Consider the following 22,863-nt stretch of genomic DNA (forward strand, 5'->3'; position numbering starts at 1 on the left):
GAAGCGGAGAGTGTTATACTGAATTCAGCAGGAGACCCGGAAGAGTTGTCTGACAGGAATCCGCAGAATTTGAATATGTAATAACCAATCGTGCTGAAAGACGATGGGCGTGGCCCGGAGTGTAAAGGTGAGCGGACAGAGACTTTTACAGGAGATATTATACCCTTTTGCCGAATGGTGAAAGGGTTTTTTATATGATAGGAAAGACTTTGTCACGCCGATGAGTGAAAATGTCTTCCTATCATACAAAATATCACAAGATCGTACTGCGACGAAAGAGAAGTTGTCGTTAAAGTGACCCGCCGCAGGCGGAGAATCCTGCAAACAGGATTCTTTTTTATGTTAGAGGAATTTCACCACAAAGCGGTGTTGCGTCGGCACGCAAAGTGAGCTATGCCCCTCAAAAATTGAGGGGATGGGAGCCGGAAGTGGGCTTGCCCACTTTTTATGGGATAGGGGGAATTTTATGACAAACAGGGAGAAAATTGACTGGCTGGCCAAAGGCCAGCTGCTGTCAGAGGAGGAACTGGCAGGGCTGTTGAGAAGCAAGACGGAGGAAGACCGGCTGTACGCGGCAGGTCTGGCCAGGACCTTGACAGACAGGTATTATGGAAGAAAGATTTATTTTCGTGGGCTGATAGAGTTCACAAATTACTGCAAGAACAATTGCTATTACTGTGGAATACGGGCTGGAAATGCGAATGTGGTGAGATACCGGATGAAGCCGGAGGAGATCTATGCCTGCTGTGACTGGGGATATCGGGCGGGCTTTCGTACCTTTGTGCTTCAGGGAGGGGAGGACCCTTATTTCGACGATGAAAAAATCGTGGAATTGGTGAGCACAATCCGAGACAGATACCCGGACTGTGCGATTACACTGTCCATCGGTGAGAAAAGCAAGGAGAGCTATCAGAGGTATTTTGATGCAGGTGCGAACCGCTATCTGCTGCGCCATGAGACTGCCTGTCCGGAGCATTACCGGAAGCTTCACCCACCTCAGCTAAGCTTGGAGAATCGTCTGCGGTGTCTGCGGGATTTAAAAGATATTGGCTATCAGACAGGCTGCGGGATGATGGTAGGTTCCCCCTACCAGACAGAGGAGAATTTGGCGCAGGACTTGCTGTACATCGGTGAATTTCGGCCTGAGATGGTGGGAATCGGACCGTTTATTCCTCATCATGACACTTGTTTTCGAGATTGCCAGGCGGGGACATTGGAGGATACTCTGTTTCTTTTGAGTTTAATTCGTCTGATTCATCCGAGAGTCCTGCTGCCTGCGACCACGGCGCTGGGAACGATTGTGGCTGACGGCAGGGAACAGGGGATTTTGGCGGGGGCCAATGTGGTGATGCCGAATATCTCGCCTACGGATATGAGAAAAAATTATTTATTATATGACAATAAGATAGGGACTCAGGATGATGCCGCCGAGAGTCAGAGAAGGCTGGAGGAATCCATCGCGGCTATCGGCTATCAGGTGGTGTCAGACCGGGGAGACTATTGTTGGGAGGATAAGGTATGATTAAGATGGCAATTTATGGGAAAGGCGGGATTGGAAAGTCCACGACGGCTTCGAACCTGTCTTTGGCCTTCGCGAAAATGGGGCTGAAGGTCATGCAGATTGGCTGCGACCCCAAGGCAGATTCCACGAGTTATCTCCACGGGAATCACTCCGTGGATACGGTCTTGGATTTGATTCGAAAGAAGGGTAAGAGTGTGCCCTTGGAAGAACTGGTCACAGAAGGCGCAGGAGGAGTTCTCTGCGTGGAAGCAGGAGGACCGACTCCAGGAATGGGCTGTGCGGGGAGAGGAATCATCGCAGCTTTGGAGACTTTGGAAGAAAAGGATGCCTTTGAGATTTATGAACCGGATATCGTGCTCTATGATGTATTAGGGGATGTGGTCTGCGGAGGATTCGCGATGCCTATCCGTGAGGGTTACGCGGAAAAAGTGTTTTTGCTGACTTCAGGAGAGAACATGGCTATTCACGCCGCAGCAAATATTGCCATGGCCGTGGAAAATTTTGAGGACAGAGGATACGCTTCGCTGGGCGGGATTATCCTAAACAGCCGTAACGTTCCCAGAGAGAGGGAAAAAGTCCAGGAGCTGGCAGAGGATATTCATTCAGAGATTGTGGGTATTCTGCCTTTCAGCGAGGAGGTACAAAAGGCAGAGGAACAACGTAAAACGGTGATGGAGGCGTTTCCAGATGGAGAGATGGCAGCTAGATATCAGGAGCTGGCTAGGCAGGTGCTGACCGCCTGCAAAAAGGAGGAAGTATGAGAGCACTGGGGGAATTGGACGAGAGAGGAGCTTGTGTGACTATTGAGGAGGCAAAGTTTCCGGCACCTTTCGTATCGGGACTGGAATACGCGGCGCCAGCTAGGGGCACTTGGAACATTGTTCATATAGGGATGCTGCTGCCGGAGAGTCATCAGATTTTCGTTTGTGCCCAGGCATGTCTAAGAGGTGTGGTGTTGACGGCTGCCGAGATGGGCGCGTCAGATAGATTCTCCACGATTTCCGTGGAAGATCACAACCTTCTGGATGGAGATATGGAGACTCTGATTATCGAGGGGACCACCGATATTTTAAACCGGATGCCTGAGAGACCTAGGGCCGTACTGATCTATACAAGCTGTGTGCACCACTTCATAGGCTGTGATTTGGACTATGTATATCGAAGACTCAGAGAGAAATTTCCAGACGTGGATTTTACAGACTGCTATATGAATCCCATTATGAGAAAAAGCAAGATGACTCCGGACTCCAAAATGCGGATGCAGCTTTATAGCCTGATTCATGAGAGAATGACCCCGGTCAGGAAGGTGAATTTTATTGGAAACAATGAGCTCACTCAGGAGAGCAGTGAGTTCGTTCAGATGCTTCGAGGAGCAGGCTATGAAATCGGAGATATCTGTCTGTGCAGAACTTATGAAGATTATCAGAAGTTGGGGGAGAGTCAGCTTAATATTACTTGCAATCCAGCCGCAGTGGCTGCGGCAAAAGAATTGGAAAGAAGGCTGGGAATTCCTCATCTTCATTTGCCGTTGTCTTATGATTATGAGGAGATCGACGAGAATTTGCAAAAACTGTCTCAGTACCTGAAGATGGAACTTCCGAATCTTGACATTCTGCGTCGGAAGGCGGAAGAAGAGTTGGCTGAGACTGCGAAAGAGCTGAAAGGCGTGGCAGTGGCTGTCGACTATACGGCTACTAGCCGCCCGCTGGGACTGACAAAGCTTTTGATTTCGCATGGAATATCTGTGAAGGAGGTCTATGCGGACAATTTTATTGAACCTGAGAGATCTGCGTTTGAATGGCTGCAAGCAAACGCGCCTGAGTTGAAATTGTATGCGACTGTCCAGGTGAAAATGGGGATGCTGCCCCACAGCAAGGCGCAGGAGCACGGCGGAAGGCTTTTGGCGATTGGACAGAAGGCGGCTTGGTATACCGGGACGAAATTTCTGGTGAATATGGTGGAAGGTAGCGGACTACTGGGATACGACGGAGTGATTTGTCTGGCCCGCTGGATGCGCGAGGCGGCAAAGAAGGAGGCTGATGTGGAGAAGATTATACAGGTAAAAGGATGGGGGTGTTGTGGATGAACCAGGTGAATCGAATATTATCCACTTATACGGCGGATGTGTCAGGAGTGTGTTCGGCTCTCTATGAGATGGGCGGTATGACGGTTATGCATGACGCATCTGGGTGTAATTCCACCTACAACACTCACGACGAACCACGCTGGTACCACATGCCGAGTATGGTGTATATCACCGGACTCTCGGAGATGGAGGCTGTGTTGGGGGATGAAGAGAAGACAGTCAGGGATGTCGTGGACGCAGCCAGACAGCTCAGTCCCCGTTTTGTAGCGCTGGCGGGAACTTTGATCCCTACGATGATGGGGACAGACTTTCCAGGACTGGCTAGGATGATCGAGAGACGGAGTGGGATTCCCTCTTTTGGTTTTTCCACTACGGGGATGAGTTCTTATGTAAAAGGAGTGTCGACGGCTCTCGCGGGAATCGCGAAACGTTTCTGTCCGGATGAGGTGGAGAAGTTGCCGCGAGGAGAGCACCCCAGTGTAAATCTGTTGGGCGTCACACCGCTGGATTTCTCTGTGACCGGCACGGTGGAGGCTATGAGAGAGCTGCTGGAGGAGGCAGGCTGTCCGGTGGTGAGCTGCTGGGCAATGGGAAGCTCCTGGGAAGAACTGATGGAGGCAGGAAGAGCCCAAGTGAATTTAGTGGTGTCTTCGGCGGGAATGGCTTTGGCGAAAGTGCTGAAAGAAAAGTATGGAATCCCTTATGTGGTGGGGCTTCCCACCGGAGAAGGGATGACAAAAGAGGTGCTGGCGGCTTTGGATATCGCGGCAGAGACCGGAAAAGACCAAAGGCCAGCCGGCGGGAGGAGAATTTCTGAGGAGAAATGGGAGAGTAAGCCTGTCCTGGTGATAGGAGAGGCTGTCTGGGCGGCATCCATGTGCCGCGGCTTGGAGCTGGACTTTGGGCTGCCGGCGAGAGCACTGTGTCCTTTGGAGCTGGATGCCGGTGTACTAGACCGGTCAGACGGCCGTTGTACCGGTGAGGTGGAGATTTCTAGGGAGATGAAACAGGCTTCTTTGGTGATTGCAGATCCTCTATACAAAGGAGTGCAGCCAAAAGACGTACCTTTTTTGGGATTTCCTCATGAGGGTTATTCAGGAAGAATCTGGAGAAGAGAGATTCCTGTGTTTGTGGGAACTTCGTGGAATGAATGGATGAGAAAAGGAGTAGAAAGATGAAGAAGAAGCTAATGGCGATGATGATGTGTCTGACGTTGACCGTGGGGACTTTCGCTGGCTGCGCCGGCGGTGAGACAAAAGAGGCAGAGGACTCTAAGACAGAGGAGATGTCGGATAAAGATTCGGAGCAGGAAGTGAGCAAGGATACAATTACAATCACAGACCATGCGGACCGGGAGGTGGAAGTGCCAGCCGAGATCAACCGAATCGTAGTGGCTGACATTTACCCCATGGCCTCCGTGCTGACTGTATTTTTGGGGTCTGCAAAGAAGCTGGTGGGAATCGACCCCGTGTGTATGAGCGCCGCCGAGTCTGGACTGCTAGGAGAGCTGTTTCCAGAGATTCTGGATGCAGATACTAGCTTTATGAATGGGGCAGATCTGAATGTGGAGTCGCTGCTGGCTTTAGAGCCGGATGTAGTTTTTTGTAGCGCTGGAAACAGTGAGCTGATCTCCACGCTGGAAAACGCACAGATTCCGGCTGTGGGCATCTCTCCTAGCAAGTGGGACTATGATATTTTGGAGACTTACGATCAGTGGACGGCTCTTTTGAGTCAGATGTTCCCTGAGAACAGTAATAAGAGTGAGGAGATCTCAGCTTACAGCAAAGAAGTGTATGAGCAGGTGCAGGAAATGGTAAAAGATATTCCACAGGAAGAGAAAAAGAAGGTTTTATTCCTGTTCCAGTATGATGACCAGCAGATGGTCACTTCCGGAAAGCATTTTTTCGGCCAGTTCTGGTGTGATGCTGTGGGAGCTTTGAATGCGGCAGAAGAGATAGAGGTGGACAATTCCAATGCGGTTATTAATATGGAGCAGGTATACCAGTGGAATCCGGATGTGATTATTATCACGAATTTTACGCCGACTCAGCCGGAAGACCTGTATCATAACGCCGTGGGAGGTGACGATTGGAGCACAGTGAAAGCGGTACAGGATAAACAGGTCTATAAGATGCCTCTGGGAACCTACCGCAGCTATACGCCTAGTGCGGACACTCCTGTGACGCTGTACTGGATGGCTAAGACAGTATATCCAGATCTCTTTCCAGATTTGGATATCACGAAGGAAGTAAAAGATTACTATCAGGATTTGTACCAGGTGAGTCTGACAGACGACCAGATTGAAAGAATGTACAATCCTTCCTCGGCAGCAGCCGAAAATTTTGACTGACGGTTTGGAGAACGTAAGATGGAACATTCCAGAAAGTGGTTTGTCGGATGGGCGATAGGGATTGTAACGGCGATTGTGCTGTTTTCCCTGGCTGCTCTGACGATGGGAAGATATGAAATTACGTTGGGGCAGATCTGGTCGGTGTTCTTTCCGAAGGCCGGGCAGGAAGTGTCCGGCACTGTGGAAAATGTGGTGTTGAATGTGCGCTTACCCAGAATTGGCCTGGCTCTGCTGGCAGGAGCGGGCCTTAGCAGCGCAGGAGGAGCGTTTCAGGCGCTGTTTGCGAATCCACTGGCGACTCCGGACACGCTGGGAGTAGCGACAGGAGCATCCTTTGGCGCGGTGCTGGCTATTTTGTTTGGCTGGCCTTCCATGGCGATTCAGACCAGCGCGTTGGCTGCAGGGCTTTTGGCTGTCGCCCTGGTCTATATGGTTAGCAGGCCCAAAAAAGGCGGCGGACGGGCGTCCGTGGTGATGATTGTTTTAGCAGGAATGGTTGTGGGTTCTTTATTTTCAGCTCTGGTATCGCTGGTAAAGTACGCGGCAGACCCGCAGGATGTGCTACCTACGATCACTTTCTGGCTGATGGGAAGTTTATCCAGTACGACAAAGGAGACTTTGGTGCTGGGAGCTCCGTTTATCTTGGCGGGCATGGCGTTGCTGTTTTTATTCCGCTGGAAGCTAAACGCGATGACGCTGTCCGAGGAAGAGGCGATTTCCCTGGGAATATCCGTGAAAAAAATTCGTGCGGTGGTGGTGCTGGCGGCTGCGATGATTACTGCTTCCGTTGTGTCCATGTGCGGATTGATTGGCTGGGTAGGGCTTTTGATTCCTCACATCTGCCGGATGCTGTTTGGAAGCAATAATCAGAGGGTGATTCCGGCCAGTATGGGGCTAGGAGCTATTTTCATGCTAGTGATTGACACGGCGGCTCGCTGTATGTTGTCGGCAGAGATACCAGTTTCGATTCTCACTGCGATTATTGGCGCGCCATTTTTTATCATTCTTCTGAGAAGAACAGGAGGGATTGCTCAATGAAATTTGAAGTGAGGGATGGCTGCTTTTGCTATGAAAAGGGAAGAGAAATTCTTCGGAATATATCTTTCGTGTTTGAGGAAGCAGGGATTTTGTCTGTGCTGGGCGCGAATGGAGCCGGAAAGACTACGTTGATGAAATGCATGCTGGGACTACTGCCTTGGACTAGCGGAGGGTCCTATCTGGATGGGAAGGACATCCGGGATATTCGGCAGAAGGAATTTTGGAGACGGGTAGGTTATGTGCCTCAGGCGAAATATCCTTCCTTTGTCTATACGGTCGGGGAACTAGTGGTCATGGGGCGCAGTGCGCATTTGGGGCCGTTTGCCCAGCCGGGGGCGAAAGACTGGGAAAGAGTGGATGAGAGTTTGGAGACAGTGGGAATCGCTCATCTAAAGAACAAATTGTGCAATCAGATCAGCGGAGGAGAGTATCAGTTAGCATTGATAGCCAGGGCGTTGGTCACGGAGCCCTCTTTGCTGATTCTGGATGAGCCGGAGTCGAATCTGGATTTCAAAAATCAGATGATTGTGCTGGAAGTGTTAAAGAGGCTGTGCGGTGAAAAAAAACTGTCCGCAATTATCAATACCCATTTTCCAGAACATGCGGTGGAAATTTCCAGCCGGGCCCTGCTGTTGATGAAAGATGGTAGGTCTGTATATGGAAAGGCCGGGGAGATACTCGGAGAACAGTATTTGGAGGAGGTCTTTCAGGTTCCGGTGAGAGTGAGGACGATTTCACTGCCGGAGAGAGACTATACCTGTGTGATGGCGCTGCCGCCTGGCAGTGGAAGTTAAGAATATAAGAGGGAAAATTGTATGGAAACGAGAATTGCATTGATAGGAATTATCGTGGAGGATGGACAGGCAGCGGAGAAGATCAATCGGATTCTGCACGATTATAGCCGCTGCATTATTGGACGGATGGGACTTCCCTACCGGGAGCGGGAAATCTCAATTATCAGTATTGTGATGGATGCGCCCAACGAGACGATCAGTGCGCTGTCCGGCAAACTTGGCATGATTCCAGGAGTCAGCACAAAGACTCTGTACTCAAAATTGCCAAAGGATGAATCTAGAAAATAGAAAGAGAGATAGTATAAGAGGCCGCATATCTGCAAACTATGAAGATATGCGGCTTTGTTGTGTGCTGTCCGCGGTATTGCAGCGATGCGCAAAGTGCTGTGCTTCTGAACAAGAGGTGTACGATACTTAGGACTCAAACAAGAACGAAAATTGTACTTTTCTGTACTTTGTATACCTTGTATATTTGAAGGAATGGAAAATTTGCATATTTCACAAAAAAAGCGGAGTAAACAACAAAAATAAGGAAAGAGTTGATAAAAGTTTACTATAATAATTCTGGGGATTTTCGATGTGTTTTATGCAAATTGGCGAACTTTGACGAGGGAAATTGTTAAAAGATAGTTTATTTTTTCTATTGATTTTTCAAGGGGTGGGAGTAAAATATAAGAATCTTGGAGTAGGCCGTTTAGAGGGCTCGGCCTGACCGGGATAAGGACATTTTTAGAGGGCTTAAAGCCTGGAGACTATAAGCAAAAGGGAGGGACATGAGACGGGAAATATATCAGAGCGTTTAATAGAAGAGCTGAATTGCAAAACTGCGTTTGAGATTCCAGTATTTGGGGGAATACCGGTTTCAGAGTCGGTTGTTGTTACTTGGATTATCATGGCAGTTATGACCATTTTGGCGATTCTTCTGGTTCGGAATCTGAGGGTGGAAAATGTCAGCAAAAAGCAGCTTTTGTTGGAAGCAGCCATCAGTTTTTTCCAGAAGTTTTTTATGGGTGTTCTGGGAGAACGGGGCAAACGGTATGTTCCCTATATGATTACGATTACCCTATTTATAGGGTTCGCGAATATAGTCGGGATATTTGGCTTTGTTCCACCTACAAAGGATTTGAATGTGACGGCAGGACTGGCGATTATGAGTATTTTGCTGGTCGAGTATGCCGGTATACATCAAAGCGGCGTAAAGGGGTGGCTGAAAAGTTTTGCGAAACCCACGCCGGTGATGCTTCCCATTAATATAATGGAGATAGCAATTCGTCCGACTTCGCTGTGTATGCGACTATTCGGAAATATTTTAGGCGGATTTATCATCATGAAATTAGTAGAATTTGTGGTACCGGCAGTGATACCAGCATTTTTGAGCTTGTATTTTGATTTCTTTGATGGATTTATTCAGGCCTATGTATTTGTATTCTTGACCTCATTGTTTATCAGTGAAGCTATAGAATAGAATACGGCTGTTGTTGAGAAGACAGCTGCAATTTAGAGAACGCAGGCGGTCCTGTCTGGTCTGCCGGCAAATCAGGCAAAAGATATTATTATTTTAGGAGGAAAAAAGTTATGTCTACAATGTTGATTGCAATCGGAGCGGCGCTTGCTGTACTTACAGGTATCGGAGCAGGAGTGGGAATTTCAAAGGCAACTGCAACGGCAGTGGATGCAATTGCGAGACAGCCGGAGGCAGAAGGTAAGATCAGATCTACTTTGCTACTGGGCTGTGCTCTGGCAGAGGCAACCGCGATCTATGGTTTTGTTATCGCTTTGTTGATTATTATTATGTTATAAGAAAGGCGGGTGAGATAGGTGATTCAGCTTAATATCAACCTACTCTTCACCATCATCAACCTGCTGGTTTTGTATTTTTTGATGAAGAGATTTTTGATTGGCCCGATCATGAGAGTCATGGACCAGCGCCAGACAATGATCGAAGAAGGACTTGAAAATGCCCGAAACAGTCAGAAAGAGGCAGAAGAATTAAAAGTGAAGTATGATGAGAATCTGCAGCATGTACATGTGGAGTGCGAGGCGATTTTGGAAGATGCCAAGAAGAGAGCTCAAAAGGAGTCAGAGCGTATGCTCCAGGAAGCACAAAACACTGCGCAGCAGATTCAGGTAAAAGCTCGGGAGGATATCCAAAGAGAGAAAGACCAGACTGTGAAGGAATTGCAGACTCAGGTGGCTCAGCTTGCTTTGGCGGCTGCTATGAAGGTCAGCGGGGACAAGAGCAGTCAAGAGCAGGATTTAGAGCTATACGATCAATTTTTGAAAAAAGCAGGTGGTGCCTATGGTACAGACAACCATTAGTTATGTAAAAGTTCTGTATGAACTGGGAATGGAGCTGTCTGTGATCCAAGAGGCGGAGAGAATTCTGAACGATGTTCCGCAAATTCAGGGGGTATTGGGAAATCCGACAATCTCCCGTGAGGCAAAGGATAGAGCCATCTCTAGAATTTTTCCAAAGGAAATTCAGAATTTTATCAAAGTCGTGAACGTTCATGGAAAGACGGCATTGCTCCAGGAGATCTTTCAAGGATATGAGGAATATAGGAAAAAATGCCAGGAAATCATGACGGCCAGGCTTATCTATGTGACCAAACCTACCCAGAAACAGATGGATGAAATGAAACAGTTTTTGTGTAACCATTTCGGAAAAAAGCAGGTGCTCTTGGAATTGATAGAGGACCCGTCTTTGCTGGGAGGGTTTATTTTGCAGGCGGACGACCATGAGTATGATTGGAGTTTGCGTGCGCGTTATCAGAGACTTGGAGAAAAATTAATGCGGAGGTGAATGAAGTGAGTTCGATTAGTTCCGATGAGATTATTTCCATCCTGAAAGAAGAGATCGAAAATTATGAGGAAGTCTGCAAGGATCAGGAAGTGGGAACGGTCATCTCCGTGGGAGATGGAATCGCGACAATTTATGGAATTGACCATGCTATGTACGGTGAAATCGTGACTTTTGAGAACGGTTTAAAAGGAATGGTACAGGATGTTCGTCAGAACAGTATTGGATGTATTTTGTTTGGAAGTGATGAAGGAGTCCGCGAAGGCACAAAGGTGGCTAGGACTCAGAGGAAGGCTGGTATCCCGGTGGGAGATGCCTTTATAGGTAGGGTTGTGAATGCTCTGGGAGCGCCAATCGATGGAAAAGGAGATATTAAGGAGAGCGACTACCGTCCAGTGGAACAGGAGGCACCGGGAATCATCGACAGAAAATCGGTCAGTGTTCCGTTGGAGACAGGAATTTTGTCCATTGACTCCATGTTTCCCATTGGCCGTGGACAGCGTGAGCTGATTATCGGGGATAGACAGACTGGTAAGACTTCTATCGCGATTGATACAATCTTGAATCAGAAGGGAAAAGAGGTAATTTGTATCTATGTGGCCATTGGACAGAAAGCATCCACGGTGGCAAAGACTGTGTCTACTTTAGAGAAATATGGTGCGATGGATTACAGTATTGTGGTTGCCTCTACAGCCAGTGAGTGTGCACCTCTTCAGTACATTACCCCTTATGCGGGGACTGCAATGGCGGAGTATTTTATGTATCAGGGGAAAGATGTGCTGATTGTCTATGATGATTTATCTAAGCATGCGGTGGCTTACCGTGCGCTTTCCTTGTTGCTGGGACGTTCGCCGGGACGAGAAGCTTATCCTGGAGACGTTTTTTATCTGCACTCAAGACTTTTGGAACGTTCGAGTCGTCTGAGTGAAGAAGCCGGTGGCGGCTCTATCACAGCGCTGCCGATCATTGAGACTCAGGCCGGGGATGTTTCAGCCTATATTCCTACCAATGTAATTTCCATTACAGACGGACAGATTTTTTTGGAAGCGGATCTGTTTTTCGCAGGCATGCGCCCGGCTGTCAATGTGGGTCTGTCTGTGTCCCGTGTGGGCGGAGCAGCACAGACTAAGGCTATGAAGAAAGCTTCAGGAAGTATTCGTATTGACTTGGCGCAGTACCGTGAGATGGAAGTGTTTACACAGTTTTCTTCTGATTTGGACGCGGCTACTAAGGCACAGCTTCAGTACGGTAAATGTCTGATGGAATTGTTGAAGCAACCGCTGTGCAATCCTCTTTCCATGGCAGACCAGGTTATTACGCTTGTGGTGGCTACCCATAAAATGATGGTGGATGTGGAGATCAAGCAGGTAAAGAAATTCCAGACGGATATGCTTCGCTATTTTGATGTAAATCATCCTGAGATTGGTCAGGAGCTGACAGAGAAAAAAGTATTGACAGAGGAACTGGAGCAGAAGATTCTTCAGACAGCTGAGGAATTTAAGAAGAGCAGGTGAGACTATGGCAAATGAAAAAGAGATTCAGGCTAGGATGAAAAGCATTCAGGATACCATGAAGATTACAAATGCCATGTATCTGATTTCCTCATCAAAGCTGAAAAGAGCGAAGACTGTTTTGGGAAATGCGGAGCCGTATTTCTATGGAATACAGTCTGCGATTGCCAGAGTTTTACGCCATGTGCCAGATATGACACATGAGTTCTTTAACAAGCGGGCGGATAAGCAAGGCGAGGAACGCAGGATTGGGTTGGTTGTGGTGACTGCTGATAAGGGATTGGCGGGAGCCTATAATCACAATATCATAAAATTGGCAGAAGCGGAGCTGGCCAGAGCAGGCCATGGCAAGTTGTATGTGTTGGGTATTGTGGGGCAGCAATATTTCGGAAAGAAAAAAGATGTGGATATGGATAAGGATTTCCAACAGAATATTCAAAAACCCAGTCTGCATCAAGCCAGAGAGCTCTCTGAGTTGATTGTGGAGAGCTATCTGGAAGGAGAATTGGATGAGGTTCGTATCATTTATACCAAGGTCATCAATGCTGTGCAGATGGAGACTGTCGTTCAACAGCTGCTTCCTCTTGAGAAAGAAGAGGTTGTAGAGCGGAATATTCCTTTGGATTTGCACCGGGAACTTATCACTCTGTACCCTTCACCGGAGGCAGTACTGGATTATATGATACCGAATTATTTGACAGGCCTGATCTATGGATGTCTGGTGGAAGCCTATGCCAGCGAGCATAATTCGCGAATGATGGCGATGCAGTCGTCCACAGACAACGCGAAGGAAATGCTGAGAGATCTGTCTATTCAGTTTAACCGTGCCAGACAGGCAGCGATCACCCAAGAGATCACAGAGGTGATCGCGGGAGCAAAAGCACAGAAAAGGAAGTGAGAAGCATGAACGTTGGAAAGATTGTACAGGTCATGGGACCTGTTGTAGACGTAGAGTTTAAAGACGGCGAACTTCCAAGTATCCAGGATGCCCTGAAGGTGAACAACGGAGGAAAAGAGTGTGTGATGGAGGTTTCTCAGCATATGGGAAATCATATTGTGCGCTGTATCATGTTGTCTGCCAGTGAGGGGCTTTGCAGGGATATGGAAGTGACTGCCACAGGCAGTGGAATTCAGGTGCCTGTGGGAGATCAGGTGCTGGGCCGCCTGTTCAATGTGCTTGGACAGACGATTGACGGTAAGGAGCCGTTGGATAACGCGGAACACTGGGAGATACACCGGGAGCCCCCCACTTTTGAGGAGCAAAGTCCAGTGGTAGAGATTCTGGAAACTGGGATTAAGGTTATTGATCTTCTGGCTCCCTATGCGAAAGGCGGTAAGATTGGTCTGTTCGGCGGCGCCGGAGTAGGAAAGACCGTACTGATTCAGGAGCTGATTCAGAATATCGCCACAGAACACGGCGGATATTCTATTTTTACCGGTGTGGGAGAGCGTTCCAGAGAGGGTAACGATCTGTGGACGGAGATGAGTGAGTCCGGCGTTATCAAGAAGACTGCTCTGGTATTTGGACAGATGAACGAGCCGCCGGGAGCGCGTATGCGTGTAGCGGAGACAGGTCTGACAATGGCGGAGTATTTCCGTGACAAGGAAAACCAGGATGTACTTCTGTTTATTGATAATATTTTCCGTTTTGTGCAGGCAGGTTCGGAGGTGTCTGCACTGCTGGGCCGTATGCCATCCGCGGTTGGTTATCAGCCAACTTTGGCAAATGAGATGGGCGCTCTGCAAGAGAGGATTGCATCTACGAAAAATGGTTCTGTCACATCTGTGCAGGCGGTCTATGTGCCAGCCGATGACTTGACGGACCCAGCGCCGGCCACTACCTTTGCTCATCTGGATGCGACGACGGTGCTTTCCAGAAAGATTGTGGAACAGGGTATTTATCCGGCCGTGGACCCGCTGGAGTCTACGTCACGTATTCTGGAGGCGGATGTGGTCGGAGAAGAGCACTATGAGACGGCCAGAAAAGTGCAGGAGATTTTGCAGAAGTATAAGGAACTGCAGGATATCATCGCGATTCTGGGTATGGAAGAGCTCTCTGAGGATGATAAGAAAATCGTATTCCGTGCCAGGAAGATACAGAAATTCTTGTCCCAGCCGTTCCATGTGGCGGAGACCTTTACCGGAATACCAGGTAAGTACGTGCCGTTGAAGGAGACAATTCGTGGCTTTAAGATGATTATCAATGGAGAGATGGATGAGTATCCTGAAAATGCTTTCTTCAACGTGGGAACCATTGATGAAGTAGTTGAGAAAGCGAAAGCTGAGATGTCTGAGGCATAAAGGAGGATGGCCATGGGTCTTACAGAGTCTACATTTGGACTGGAAGTCATTGCCAGTGACAAAGTCTTTTTTAGGGGGCAAGCTCAGGCGATGAACCTGCCGGTCATCGGAGGGCCGTGGATGATACTACCGCACCATGAGGACTTGATCGCGATCCTGGTGCCTGGCCTTATGACAATTCGCCAGGAGGATGGCACAGAGATGGAAGCAGTTGTCAGCAGTGGAATGGTAGAATTCGTCAACAACAGCGGCAAAATTTTTGTCCATTCAGCGGAGAATCCGGCAGATATTGACCGTGTGCGTGCTGAGGAGGCAAAGGCGAGAGCTGAGGAGAGGCTTCGCCAAAAGAGGAGCATTCAGGAGTACCATCTGAATGAAGCTGCGCTTTCCAGGGCCATGTCCAGGCTGAAAGCTGCCAGCAAATATGAATAATATGGATAGAAGACGATCTTCTGTGCTATAATGGCATGGAAGATCGTTTTTTGTTATAGGGTTTCCTATAACAAAAAAATGCTCTGCGAAGGATGCGCACGCCGCAATGAGGAATTTCACCGCAAAGCGGTGAAGCGGCGGCGCGTAAAGTGGGCTGAGCGCTTTAAGATTAACGAGGATGGGAAATTGAGATGAGCTTGCCCACTTTAATCTTATAGGTTTCCGATAAAAAACTCCGCTAGGGATGCACATGACGCAATACGGCAGTGCTTCGATTTGGAGAAGAGGTGTGATATGGAGAGTAGGAGAGAGGCGTTAGATAAGTTTCGTTCCACACAGCAGGAGAAACTGCGTCTGCGCATTGCGCTTCAAGAATTTTTGAGAGGGCAGGAACTTCCAGAGGCAGTGAGAGAAGAGTATGAGTGTTATCTCAGGAAAAGGCGGCGTCCAGCGGCGGAAGAGCTGATTCAGGCAGGCGAGGTCGCCGGCTTGAAGATTTTGAAGGACAGGAAAATTTTGGATTTGAACTTTCTGGATTTCTATCTGGAAAGAGCGAGAGCCTGCGGACAGACGGAGGTAGTGGCCTGGCTTTTGGGTCTGAAATATCGAGAAGGGTTTGCGGAGAAAGACTATGAACTTTGAGGACAGGGAAGATGACGGGGATTCAAGCAAAGAGAGATAAGATGGGCGGAGAAGAACGGTATGAACCGGAAATGCAGGGGGCAAGAGTCCTGCAGGTAATACGAAGCCGGCTTCAGCTAAAAATGCCGGAGTTTTCAGCCGCGTTCGGGTATTTTTCCTATTGTCCATCCTATGAGATTGAGGGCTTGGGCACAGATGGTGAAATTCTTTTTTATCATCCACAGGAGACGGTGAAAAAGTTTTTGGAGGAAGAGGAGACACTGCTGCGAGAATATTTTCATCTGGTGCTGCACCTGTTGTATCTCCATGTGCCTGCCTCTGGAAAGAAAAAGGAGGAGTTCTGGAATGCAGCCTGTGATTGGACCGTGGAATATCTCTCAGAAAAAGTCTATGAATTAGGAGCTCAGGGAGAGCCAGAGCTTATGAGGTCAAAGTGGTATGAGAAGCTAGAGGAGATATCCTTACCGGTGCAAGCGGATGAGGTTTATAGATGGCTTTTGAGGAATCCACAGGATGTGGCAGAGATACAAAAGGTTTTCCACCGAGACGATCATAGTCTGTGGAAAACGGAGAGTACAAACCGGGAGACTTGTGGAAAAAAGGGGGATTCCGGGGCTCAAGAAAGACTTGCGCGCATGGGAGAGGTGGCTCGCTGCTGGAACCAGATTCGGTCTCAGATTGGAATCCAAGCTCAGGAACAAAAGCGCAGAACCGGAGTCAAAAGCGGGACGGTGGAGGCGCTTCTGACATTGAAGAAAGAGAAAACTTATGATTATCGCAGCTTTCTGAGACGGTATGCAGTTTTTCGAGAGGAGCTTTTAATAGATATGGAGAGTTTTGACTATCTTCTGTATGTCTACAGCCGGGAACACTATGAAAAACTGCTGCTTTTGGAACCTCTGGAATCCATGGAGGTTCATCGGCTGGAAGAATTGGTGATCGCAATCGACACCTCCGGTTCCTGTTCGGGAGAGGTTGTACGACAATTTATGGAGGAAACCTATCAAATTTTGAGTTCTAGGGAGAGCTTTTTTAATAGGATGAATGTAATAATCATACAGTGTGATTCTATGATTCAGGGGTATACGAGAATACGCTCCCAGGAAGAGTGGAAAGCTTACGTACAGAATCTGAAAGTCCGGGGATTCGGCGGGACAGATTTTCGCCCGGTATTTCAGTTGGTGGAGAGAAAGAGAAAGCAAGGAGAGCTGAAAAACTTAAAAGGGCTGTTGTATTTCACGGACGGGGATGGGATTTTTCCGGAAAAGGGGCCTGACTATGAGACGGCATTTGTATTTTTGAACAGCCAGTATGAGAAGGGAAAGGCGCCGGACTGGGCAGTGAGACTGAATCTGAATCTGGACCTTTCGTCCACGGAGCAAAGGAGCAGGTCATGAATATCAAAGAGGCAAAAGAAGAAATCATTCATACGGTTCAGGCCTATACGGCAAAGGACGAGGAGGGGAACTACCGGATCTCGTCCAGACGCCAGAGGCCACTGTTGTTGATTGGGCCGCCGGGAATCGGAAAGACGGCAGTGATGGAACAGGCCGCCGCTCAGTGTGAGGTGGGGTTGGTGGCGTATACGATTACCCATCACACTAGGCAGAGCGCGGTGGGACTTCCTCTAGTGGAGAAAAAGGTATACGGGGGCAAGGAATATACAGTTACTGAGTATACAATGAGTGAGATTATCGCTGCTGTCTATGAGCAGATGGAACTGACGGGGAAGCAGGAGGGAATTCTGTTTATCGACGAGATTAATTGTGTATCAGAGACTTTGGCTCCGACTATGCTGCAATTTCTTCAGTGCAAAACCTTCGGGAATCATAAGATTCCCCAGGGATGGGTGATTGCGGCTGCGGGAAATCCCAGCGAGTATAATAAGTCGGCTCGAGAGCTGGATATGGTAACTCTGGATAGGGTGAGGTGCATCCAGGTGGAGGCAGATGTGAATGTTTGGAGAGAATACGCGCAAAGTGCCAACATTCATGGGGCGGTTCTCTCTTATCTGGAAGTAAAGCCGCAGAATTTTTACCACATGGAGGCCAAAGGAGAAGAGAGGCAGTTTGTCACAGCCAGGGGCTGGGAGGACTTAGCGGAACTTTTAAGGGAGTATGAGCGAATGAATATCCCAGTGACAGAAGATGTGATTGGTGAGTATCTGCAGTGCCCAGCCATCGCTGAGGATTTTGCCTCTTATTATCGGCTGTATCGGAGGTATCAGGGAGATTACCCCATGGGGGAGGTGCTGGACGGCACGATGGACCTTGCCCGCAGGCAGAAAATGAAGGAAAAACTGCAGCAGGCCAGAATTGACGAGAGGCTAGGAGCTGTTCAGCTGCTGCTGTCAGGAATTCATGGAACGCTCAGCCAGTATGAGGCTAAGAAAAAGACTCTGGATAGACTGCACCAGAAATTGACGACATTGAAGACTTGGGGAGAGGGACGAAAGGAACAGGAAGCCCAGGTGATTTTTGCAGAGTTTATCAGACAGCAGGAATATGCGGTGCAGACACGCCGGCAGGCTGGTGTTCTAGGGGAGGAAGAGGAGAAGACAGAGGAGAGATGTCTGCGCACGCTGCGGCGAGCAGCCTATCAGGTCAAGGAACAGAGAAGCCAGGACTGGCAGGAAGGTTTCGAAGTGTTTAAGGCAGAATTTCAAAGAGAACTTTCTGGGCTTCGCAAAAAGGAAGGGGAGATCGCCGCAGCTATAGATCGGGCCCTGGAATTTGTGGAGGAAGTGTGGGGAGAGGGGCAGGAAATGTTGGTCTTTCTCACAGATCTCACACGAAGCGCAGACAGCGGAAAATATTTACAGTACCATCCTTGCCCCAGGTATTTTGCACACAGCGGTTTGTTGATGGTACAGGAGCAGGAGGAAAAGCTGCGCCGGCAGTTAGAGAAAATTTATCCGATGGGGGATATTCCCCCCATCAGATAAACGCTCCGCGAGAATGCGCAGGGATTCGGAGATGAATGATGTCGGTGAAGTCGACCCGAATCCCGCGCCAAGACTTGCGAGCGAGTCTTGAAACGGGCAGGCAATAAAGGCCAGTAAAATTTGAGGAGAGTTGAAGATGGCAGCGGAAAAATTATATTACAAAGATGTATATCAGAGAAAGTTTCATGCGAAGGTAGTTCAGTGCAGACCTGGTAAGAAAGGTTATGAAGTTGCCTTAGACCAGACTGCGTTTTACCCGGAAGGAGGAGGCCAGCCCTACGATACAGGGACGCTTGGCAAGGCTAAGGTTTTGGAAGTCCACAGCAAGGACGGGGAAGTCTGGCATGATACAGACTGTCCGCTGGAGGTGGGAAGCCAGGTGGAGGGAAATATCGACTGGGATAGGCGTTTTGACTTGATGCAACAGCATTCAGGGGAGCATCTTGTCAGTGGCCTGATTCATGAAAAATATGGTTACGACAATGTGGGATTTCACATGGGAACAGATCGAATTACCATAGACTTCAATGGAATTGTGCCGGAAGAAGACTTGCCAAAGCTGGAAGAAAAAATTAACGAGGTGATTTGGGAGAATATACAGACTCGTGTGCTCTACCCCACCGAAGAAGAACTGAAACAGCTATGTTATCGTAGCAAGAAGGAGCTCTCCGGCTGGGTTCGGCTCGTGGAATTTCCGGGAACAGATTTGTGTGCGTGCTGCGGTCTACATGTGACATATACAGGAGAGATCGGTATGGTCAAACTGCTGTCTGTACAGAAATTCCGAGAAGGAGTCCGTATGGAGATGATTAGTGGAAAGAGAGTTCTGGATTACCTGAATGAGATATCCGAACAAAATCATCAAATATCCGTGCAGCTGTCCGCGAAGCCAGGAGAGACGGCTGCGGCAGTGAGACGTTTGGCGGAAGAAAATTTTCGGCTGAGAGGTAGAGTGATGGATATGGAGGCAGAGGCTTTCGAGCAGGAGGCGAGGCGCCGGTTGGCAGCGGGAGATGTGCTATTGTTTGAAAAAGGGATGGAGGCTGACAGTGTGCGCCGGTTAGCGACAGCAGTCATGGAGACCTGCCAGGGCCGGTGTGCGGTATATTCCGATTCCGGGGATGGTAGCTTCAAGTATGCGATTGGAGAAAAGGGCGGAGATTTGAGAGAACTGGTCAGACAGATGAATCAAGCACTGAATGGACGAGGAGGCGGAAAACCGTTTTTTGTTCAGGGAAATGTCAAGGCATCTAGGAATGAAATAGAAGAATTTTGGAGACAGAGGAAGTAAGAAAGAGGCGATGAATCATGTTTGGAGAATGTCATGCGCATGTTTTTATGGATGGAGTGAATTATCGGGAGGCGGTCAGGCGCCAGGAGCGGGGTGTGCGGGAAGATTGGATACGCCACGTATTTGAGCAGTATGTGAAGAATGAGATTTTCTATGTGAGAGAGGGCGGGGATAATCTCGGTGTGTCTCTCAAAGCAAAAGAGCTCGCTGCGGAATATGGAATTGACTATCGTTCCCCAGTTTTTGCGATTCATAAAAACGGGCACTACGGCTCTATTGTAGGGTATGGCTTTGATACCATGAAGGAGTATGCGGTTCTGGTCAGAAAGGCAGCTGACCAAGGGGCGGATTTTATAAAAATTATGACTACTGGGCTGATGGACTTCAAACATGGAGGAAGAGTGACAGGAAGTGCGCTGTCTCTAAGTGAAGTGAAAGAGATGGTACATATTGCCCATGAGGAGGGATTTTCTGTGATGAGCCATACCAACGGAGACCAGGCAGTGCGGGATGCCATAGAGAGTGGCGTGGACAGTATCGAGCATGGAAATTATATCTCGGAGGATACCGTGCGGATGCTGGCGGACAGCTCTTCTCTGTGGGTACCCACAGTGGTTACTGTGTATAACCTGATTGGAGACGGCCGGTATGAGGACGAAGTACTCAAAAAAATCTGGGAAAAAGAAGCTGAGAATCTTCAGGCCGCGTGGGAGTACGGTGCGAAGGTCGTTTTGGGAAGTGACGGCGGCGCTTACCGGGTACTGCACGGGCAGGGTTTGGTGGATGAGTACCGGGCTTTTCAGAAGGTACTCGGTGAGGGGGAGAATCTGGATAGATGGATTCGAAAAAACGAGGAAGAGCTTCAGAGACGTTTCCGGAGAGGCTAGAGCACAGCGGGGGCGCCGCGAGGACGCTCCCCACAGAAAGCTTCAGACAGTGGTCAGTATTTGCAGCTCTAAGACCGGATAAATGGCGGTGGTCGCGGCCTGGATAGGATTATAAGTGATGGATACAGAAGTGCCCGGCGGCAAGTCGGACGCTTTTTGTTCTGTTACGGAGATATCGCAGGTCACGAAAGTCTGCTCTTCGGTCAGTACAGTGATTGTGCTACCGGTAGAGGCTTGAACCGTGCCAGTGAACGTGGCAGTCTGCTGGGACTGAGGAAGGATGGAAAGGTCATCTCCAACGATAGAGAGAATTTGTGCTTCTTTTAGGTTTGTTCCGTCAATGGTACCGGTATAGGATATTGTGGCCCGGCTGCCCTCGTGGATTCCATAGGAAAAACGGGCAGTCAGATTTTTCAATGGTATTTTCAAAGGCTTTGAAGAGCCTGTTGGTTGTAGACGCAGTGTATAGTTCTTACAGTTGAGTATGGTCCCTGTCAGATACTTGATTTGTTCTTTGTCTTCTAGGGATGGGTCAGGGGTCGGAGTGGGTGTGGGTTCCGGTATGGTTTCCAGATCGGAAATATCCAGAACTTTTACATTGCGAGTGTCTAGTTGCCCTTGGCCGTCTTTATAGAATTTACCCTGAAAGTGTATGTAGACAGAGGTGCCTTTTTGTACTCCTTGGGAGTAGAACTGCTCTGTCCCGGTGGTTTGGAAACGCAGGGACTCTCCTTGCGAGGTCTGGATGCTCAGAGTGTTCAGAGTCATGTCAGTTACCTGTCCGGCTACGGTTCGAACTCTTAGCTCCTGGGAGTCGACGGGGTCGGCTACCTTTAGGATATTCAAAGTTTCTGGGTGCTCCAAGTCGCATTTCCCTTCATAGATGATTACAATCTCGCTGCCAGCGAGCATTCCTTGTCTACATTCTAAGGAGGCATTGTCTACAGGAAAAGAGCAGACAGAGCGATCTTTCAGACGGACTAGAATTTGGCTGCCATCAAATGCCATCAAGGTTCCAGACAATTCATCAATTTTTGTTCTCTGTGTGGCAGGTGTGGGGGTGGCTGTCGCCGTGGGGGCCTCCGTCGCAGTTTCCTGGTGAGCAAAAAGATCGTTTAATTTTTCGTGAGAGGACTCCCGGCATCCACTCAGGGCAAACACAGCCGAGCAGAATAGAGCTGAGAAAAGCTGCTTTTTCATAGGTACTCCTTTTGGATGCCAGGGGAGTAGTTTATTTGTCTTTTGGGTCTGGAACCGAAGACTCCTCGACACTCCTGGTCTCCGTCATTGGTGAAAATTGAAAAATATCTTGGTAAGTTTCCCACTCTTCTTTGTTAGAAGCAGGAGTGGGCATGAGACCGGTGCACTCCGTGCAGGCATTGGTCCCTAAAATGTCATCATCGTAAATACAATATTTATTAGTTTGAAATTTTTCTTCCTTCATCTGTTTTCACTCCTTTGGGAGTTAGTATGAAGGAATTCGAAAAAATTATGCTGGATTCTCAAAATATTTATAAAGTTTGGCCGCTATGATGCGATGACCGGACGGTGTCAGATGAATTCCGTCGATGGTCAGGGCAGAATAGCCCACCTGCTGTGCCAGGTCGTTAAGAGGACGATGAAGGGGAATAAAAGTAACACGGTATTCCTCACAGAGCTCCTGCATCACCTGAGACATGGCGTTTAAGGGTTCGAACCAATTATAGTATTCCGCTGGACGTGGAAAGACGAAAGGTTCTAGAAGGTAAAGGGAGGCGGATGTATACTGGGTAAGTCTTCGAAATAGCTTTAAAAGATTTAAGCGGAATTTCTGCAATTGATAGAATACAGATACCGAGGTGTTACACATCCACATACTGATATCATTGATTCCCACCAGCAAAGTCACTGCATCCGGGTCTCGTTTCAGGCAATCGGCGCTCAAATTTTCCAGCACACGATTTAAGGTAAAGCCGTTTACACCCCGGTTGACGGTTTTCCAGGCAGTTTTTTTCAGCAACATGTCATTTAGCTGACGGACGTATCCATACCCCAGTCCGTCGGGAGTAAACATTCGGTCGCAGTCGGTGAGACTGTCTCCAAGGCAAATCAGTTGTTTCATAGCAGCCTCCTTGAAAAATCTGTCAATACTGTATTAAGTGTAACTTTTTCTAGGAGAGAGTGCAAGAAGTTTTCAAAAAAAACCCCTCTGTGTACAAGAAATTCTGATACAAAAAGAGAGCCACTGCTCCCGGATGATTTCTCATCCGCTTAGCAATGGCTCCT

The 22,863-nt window shown here is 48.5% G+C and carries 24 protein-coding genes; 21 read left to right on the forward strand and 3 right to left on the reverse strand.

Annotated features, from left to right (window positions below):
• Positions 1-466 precede the first annotated feature (466 nt).
• From hydE to BLHYD_RS01385, 21 genes are all read left to right on the forward strand, one after another.
• Complete coding sequence (gene hydE / locus BLHYD_RS01285; RefSeq protein ID WP_040350420.1) at positions 467-1,522, forward strand: [FeFe] hydrogenase H-cluster radical SAM maturase HydE; 1,056 nt, start codon at positions 467-469, stop codon at positions 1,520-1,522.
• Complete coding sequence (locus BLHYD_RS01290) at positions 1,519-2,283, forward strand: nitrogenase iron protein NifH (protein WP_005946771.1); 765 nt, start codon at positions 1,519-1,521, stop codon at positions 2,281-2,283. The genes hydE and BLHYD_RS01290 overlap by 4 nt, the downstream gene beginning before the upstream one ends.
• Entirely contained in the window at positions 2,280-3,608 is a 1,329-nt protein-coding gene (locus tag BLHYD_RS01295) for a nitrogenase component 1 (RefSeq protein ID WP_005946773.1), read from the forward strand. Before BLHYD_RS01290 ends, BLHYD_RS01295 begins: the two co-directional genes overlap by 4 nt.
• A complete protein-coding gene (locus tag BLHYD_RS01300; RefSeq protein WP_005946774.1) occupies positions 3,605-4,786 on the forward strand; it encodes a nitrogenase component 1 in 1,182 nt (393 codons plus the stop codon). The genes BLHYD_RS01295 and BLHYD_RS01300 overlap by 4 nt, the downstream gene beginning before the upstream one ends.
• Entirely contained in the window at positions 4,783-5,958 is a 1,176-nt protein-coding gene (locus tag BLHYD_RS01305; RefSeq protein WP_005946775.1) for an ABC transporter substrate-binding protein, read from the forward strand. Before BLHYD_RS01300 ends, BLHYD_RS01305 begins: the two co-directional genes overlap by 4 nt.
• Positions 5,959-5,976: 18 nt before the next feature.
• Entirely contained in the window at positions 5,977-6,996 is a 1,020-nt protein-coding gene (locus BLHYD_RS01310; protein WP_005946777.1) for a FecCD family ABC transporter permease, read from the forward strand.
• Positions 6,993-7,790, forward strand: coding sequence for an ABC transporter ATP-binding protein (locus BLHYD_RS01315; RefSeq protein WP_005946779.1), 798 nt, complete (start codon positions 6,993-6,995; stop codon positions 7,788-7,790). The genes BLHYD_RS01310 and BLHYD_RS01315 overlap by 4 nt, the downstream gene beginning before the upstream one ends.
• 21 nt (positions 7,791-7,811) lie before the next feature.
• Positions 7,812-8,078: a TM1266 family iron-only hydrogenase system putative regulator gene (locus BLHYD_RS01320; protein ID WP_005946780.1), complete on the forward strand. Its 267-nt coding sequence runs from the start codon at positions 7,812-7,814 to the stop codon at positions 8,076-8,078.
• Between the two features lie 514 nt (positions 8,079-8,592).
• Positions 8,593-9,255, forward strand: a complete 663-nt coding sequence (locus tag BLHYD_RS01325) for a F0F1 ATP synthase subunit A (protein WP_081447120.1) — start codon at positions 8,593-8,595, stop codon at positions 9,253-9,255.
• Positions 9,256-9,374: 119 nt separating this feature from the next.
• Positions 9,375-9,590 (forward strand): ATP synthase F0 subunit C, encoded by a 216-nt coding sequence (gene atpE / locus BLHYD_RS01330; protein ID WP_005946786.1) that lies wholly within the window; start codon positions 9,375-9,377, stop codon positions 9,588-9,590.
• An 18-nt stretch (positions 9,591-9,608) separates the two neighbouring features.
• Positions 9,609-10,109 (forward strand): F0F1 ATP synthase subunit B, encoded by a 501-nt coding sequence (gene atpF / locus BLHYD_RS01335; RefSeq protein WP_005946788.1) that lies wholly within the window; start codon positions 9,609-9,611, stop codon positions 10,107-10,109.
• On the forward strand, positions 10,090-10,593 hold the full coding sequence (atpH, locus tag BLHYD_RS01340) for an ATP synthase F1 subunit delta (RefSeq protein ID WP_021845252.1): 504 nt from the start codon (positions 10,090-10,092) through the stop codon (positions 10,591-10,593). The genes atpF and atpH overlap by 20 nt, the downstream gene beginning before the upstream one ends.
• Before the next feature lie 5 nt (positions 10,594-10,598).
• Entirely contained in the window at positions 10,599-12,104 is a 1,506-nt protein-coding gene (gene atpA, locus BLHYD_RS01345; protein WP_260784455.1) for a F0F1 ATP synthase subunit alpha, read from the forward strand.
• 4 nt (positions 12,105-12,108) lie between these two features.
• Complete coding sequence (gene atpG, locus BLHYD_RS01350) at positions 12,109-12,999, forward strand: ATP synthase F1 subunit gamma (protein WP_005946796.1); 891 nt, start codon at positions 12,109-12,111, stop codon at positions 12,997-12,999.
• A gap of 5 nt (positions 13,000-13,004) precedes the next feature.
• Positions 13,005-14,402 carry a F0F1 ATP synthase subunit beta gene (gene atpD, locus BLHYD_RS01355; RefSeq protein WP_005946798.1) on the forward strand — a complete coding sequence of 466 codons (1,398 nt, stop codon included), beginning with the start codon at positions 13,005-13,007 and terminating at the stop codon, positions 14,400-14,402.
• A gap of 12 nt (positions 14,403-14,414) precedes the next feature.
• Complete coding sequence (gene atpC, locus BLHYD_RS01360) at positions 14,415-14,834, forward strand: ATP synthase F1 subunit epsilon (protein WP_021845249.1); 420 nt, start codon at positions 14,415-14,417, stop codon at positions 14,832-14,834.
• A gap of 294 nt (positions 14,835-15,128) precedes the next feature.
• Positions 15,129-15,476: a hypothetical protein gene (locus tag BLHYD_RS01365; protein WP_005946803.1), complete on the forward strand. Its 348-nt coding sequence runs from the start codon at positions 15,129-15,131 to the stop codon at positions 15,474-15,476.
• A gap of 11 nt (positions 15,477-15,487) precedes the next feature.
• Positions 15,488-16,873, forward strand: a complete 1,386-nt coding sequence (locus tag BLHYD_RS01370; RefSeq protein ID WP_005946805.1) for a vWA domain-containing protein — start codon at positions 15,488-15,490, stop codon at positions 16,871-16,873.
• Positions 16,870-18,420 (forward strand): ATP-binding protein, encoded by a 1,551-nt coding sequence (locus BLHYD_RS01375; RefSeq protein WP_005946807.1) that lies wholly within the window; start codon positions 16,870-16,872, stop codon positions 18,418-18,420. Before BLHYD_RS01370 ends, BLHYD_RS01375 begins: the two co-directional genes overlap by 4 nt.
• Before the next feature lie 136 nt (positions 18,421-18,556).
• A complete protein-coding gene (locus tag BLHYD_RS01380; protein WP_005946808.1) occupies positions 18,557-19,711 on the forward strand; it encodes an alanyl-tRNA editing protein in 1,155 nt (384 codons plus the stop codon).
• Positions 19,712-19,728: 17 nt separating this feature from the next.
• Positions 19,729-20,598, forward strand: a complete 870-nt coding sequence (locus BLHYD_RS01385; protein ID WP_005946810.1) for an amidohydrolase family protein — start codon at positions 19,729-19,731, stop codon at positions 20,596-20,598.
• Between the two features lie 42 nt (positions 20,599-20,640).
• Here BLHYD_RS01385 and BLHYD_RS01390 read toward each other — a convergent pair whose 3' ends face one another.
• From BLHYD_RS01390 to BLHYD_RS01400, 3 genes are read right to left on the reverse strand one after another with little or no spacing between them, the layout of a single operon-like run.
• The gene (locus BLHYD_RS01390) at positions 20,641-21,798 is read right to left on the reverse strand and encodes a hypothetical protein (RefSeq protein ID WP_005946812.1); all 1,158 of its coding nucleotides are present in this window, start codon (positions 21,796-21,798) and stop codon (positions 20,641-20,643) included.
• A gap of 31 nt (positions 21,799-21,829) precedes the next feature.
• On the reverse strand, positions 21,830-22,042 hold the full coding sequence (locus tag BLHYD_RS01395; RefSeq protein ID WP_005946813.1) for a hypothetical protein: 213 nt from the start codon (positions 22,040-22,042) through the stop codon (positions 21,830-21,832).
• Between the two features lie 45 nt (positions 22,043-22,087).
• Complete coding sequence (locus tag BLHYD_RS01400; RefSeq protein WP_005946815.1) at positions 22,088-22,699, reverse strand: SGNH/GDSL hydrolase family protein; 612 nt, start codon at positions 22,697-22,699, stop codon at positions 22,088-22,090.
• Positions 22,700-22,863 lie beyond the last annotated feature (164 nt).

It is taken from the genome of Blautia hydrogenotrophica DSM 10507 (genome assembly GCF_034356035.1).
Taxonomy (GTDB): domain Bacteria; phylum Bacillota; class Clostridia; order Lachnospirales; family Lachnospiraceae; genus Blautia_A; species Blautia_A hydrogenotrophica.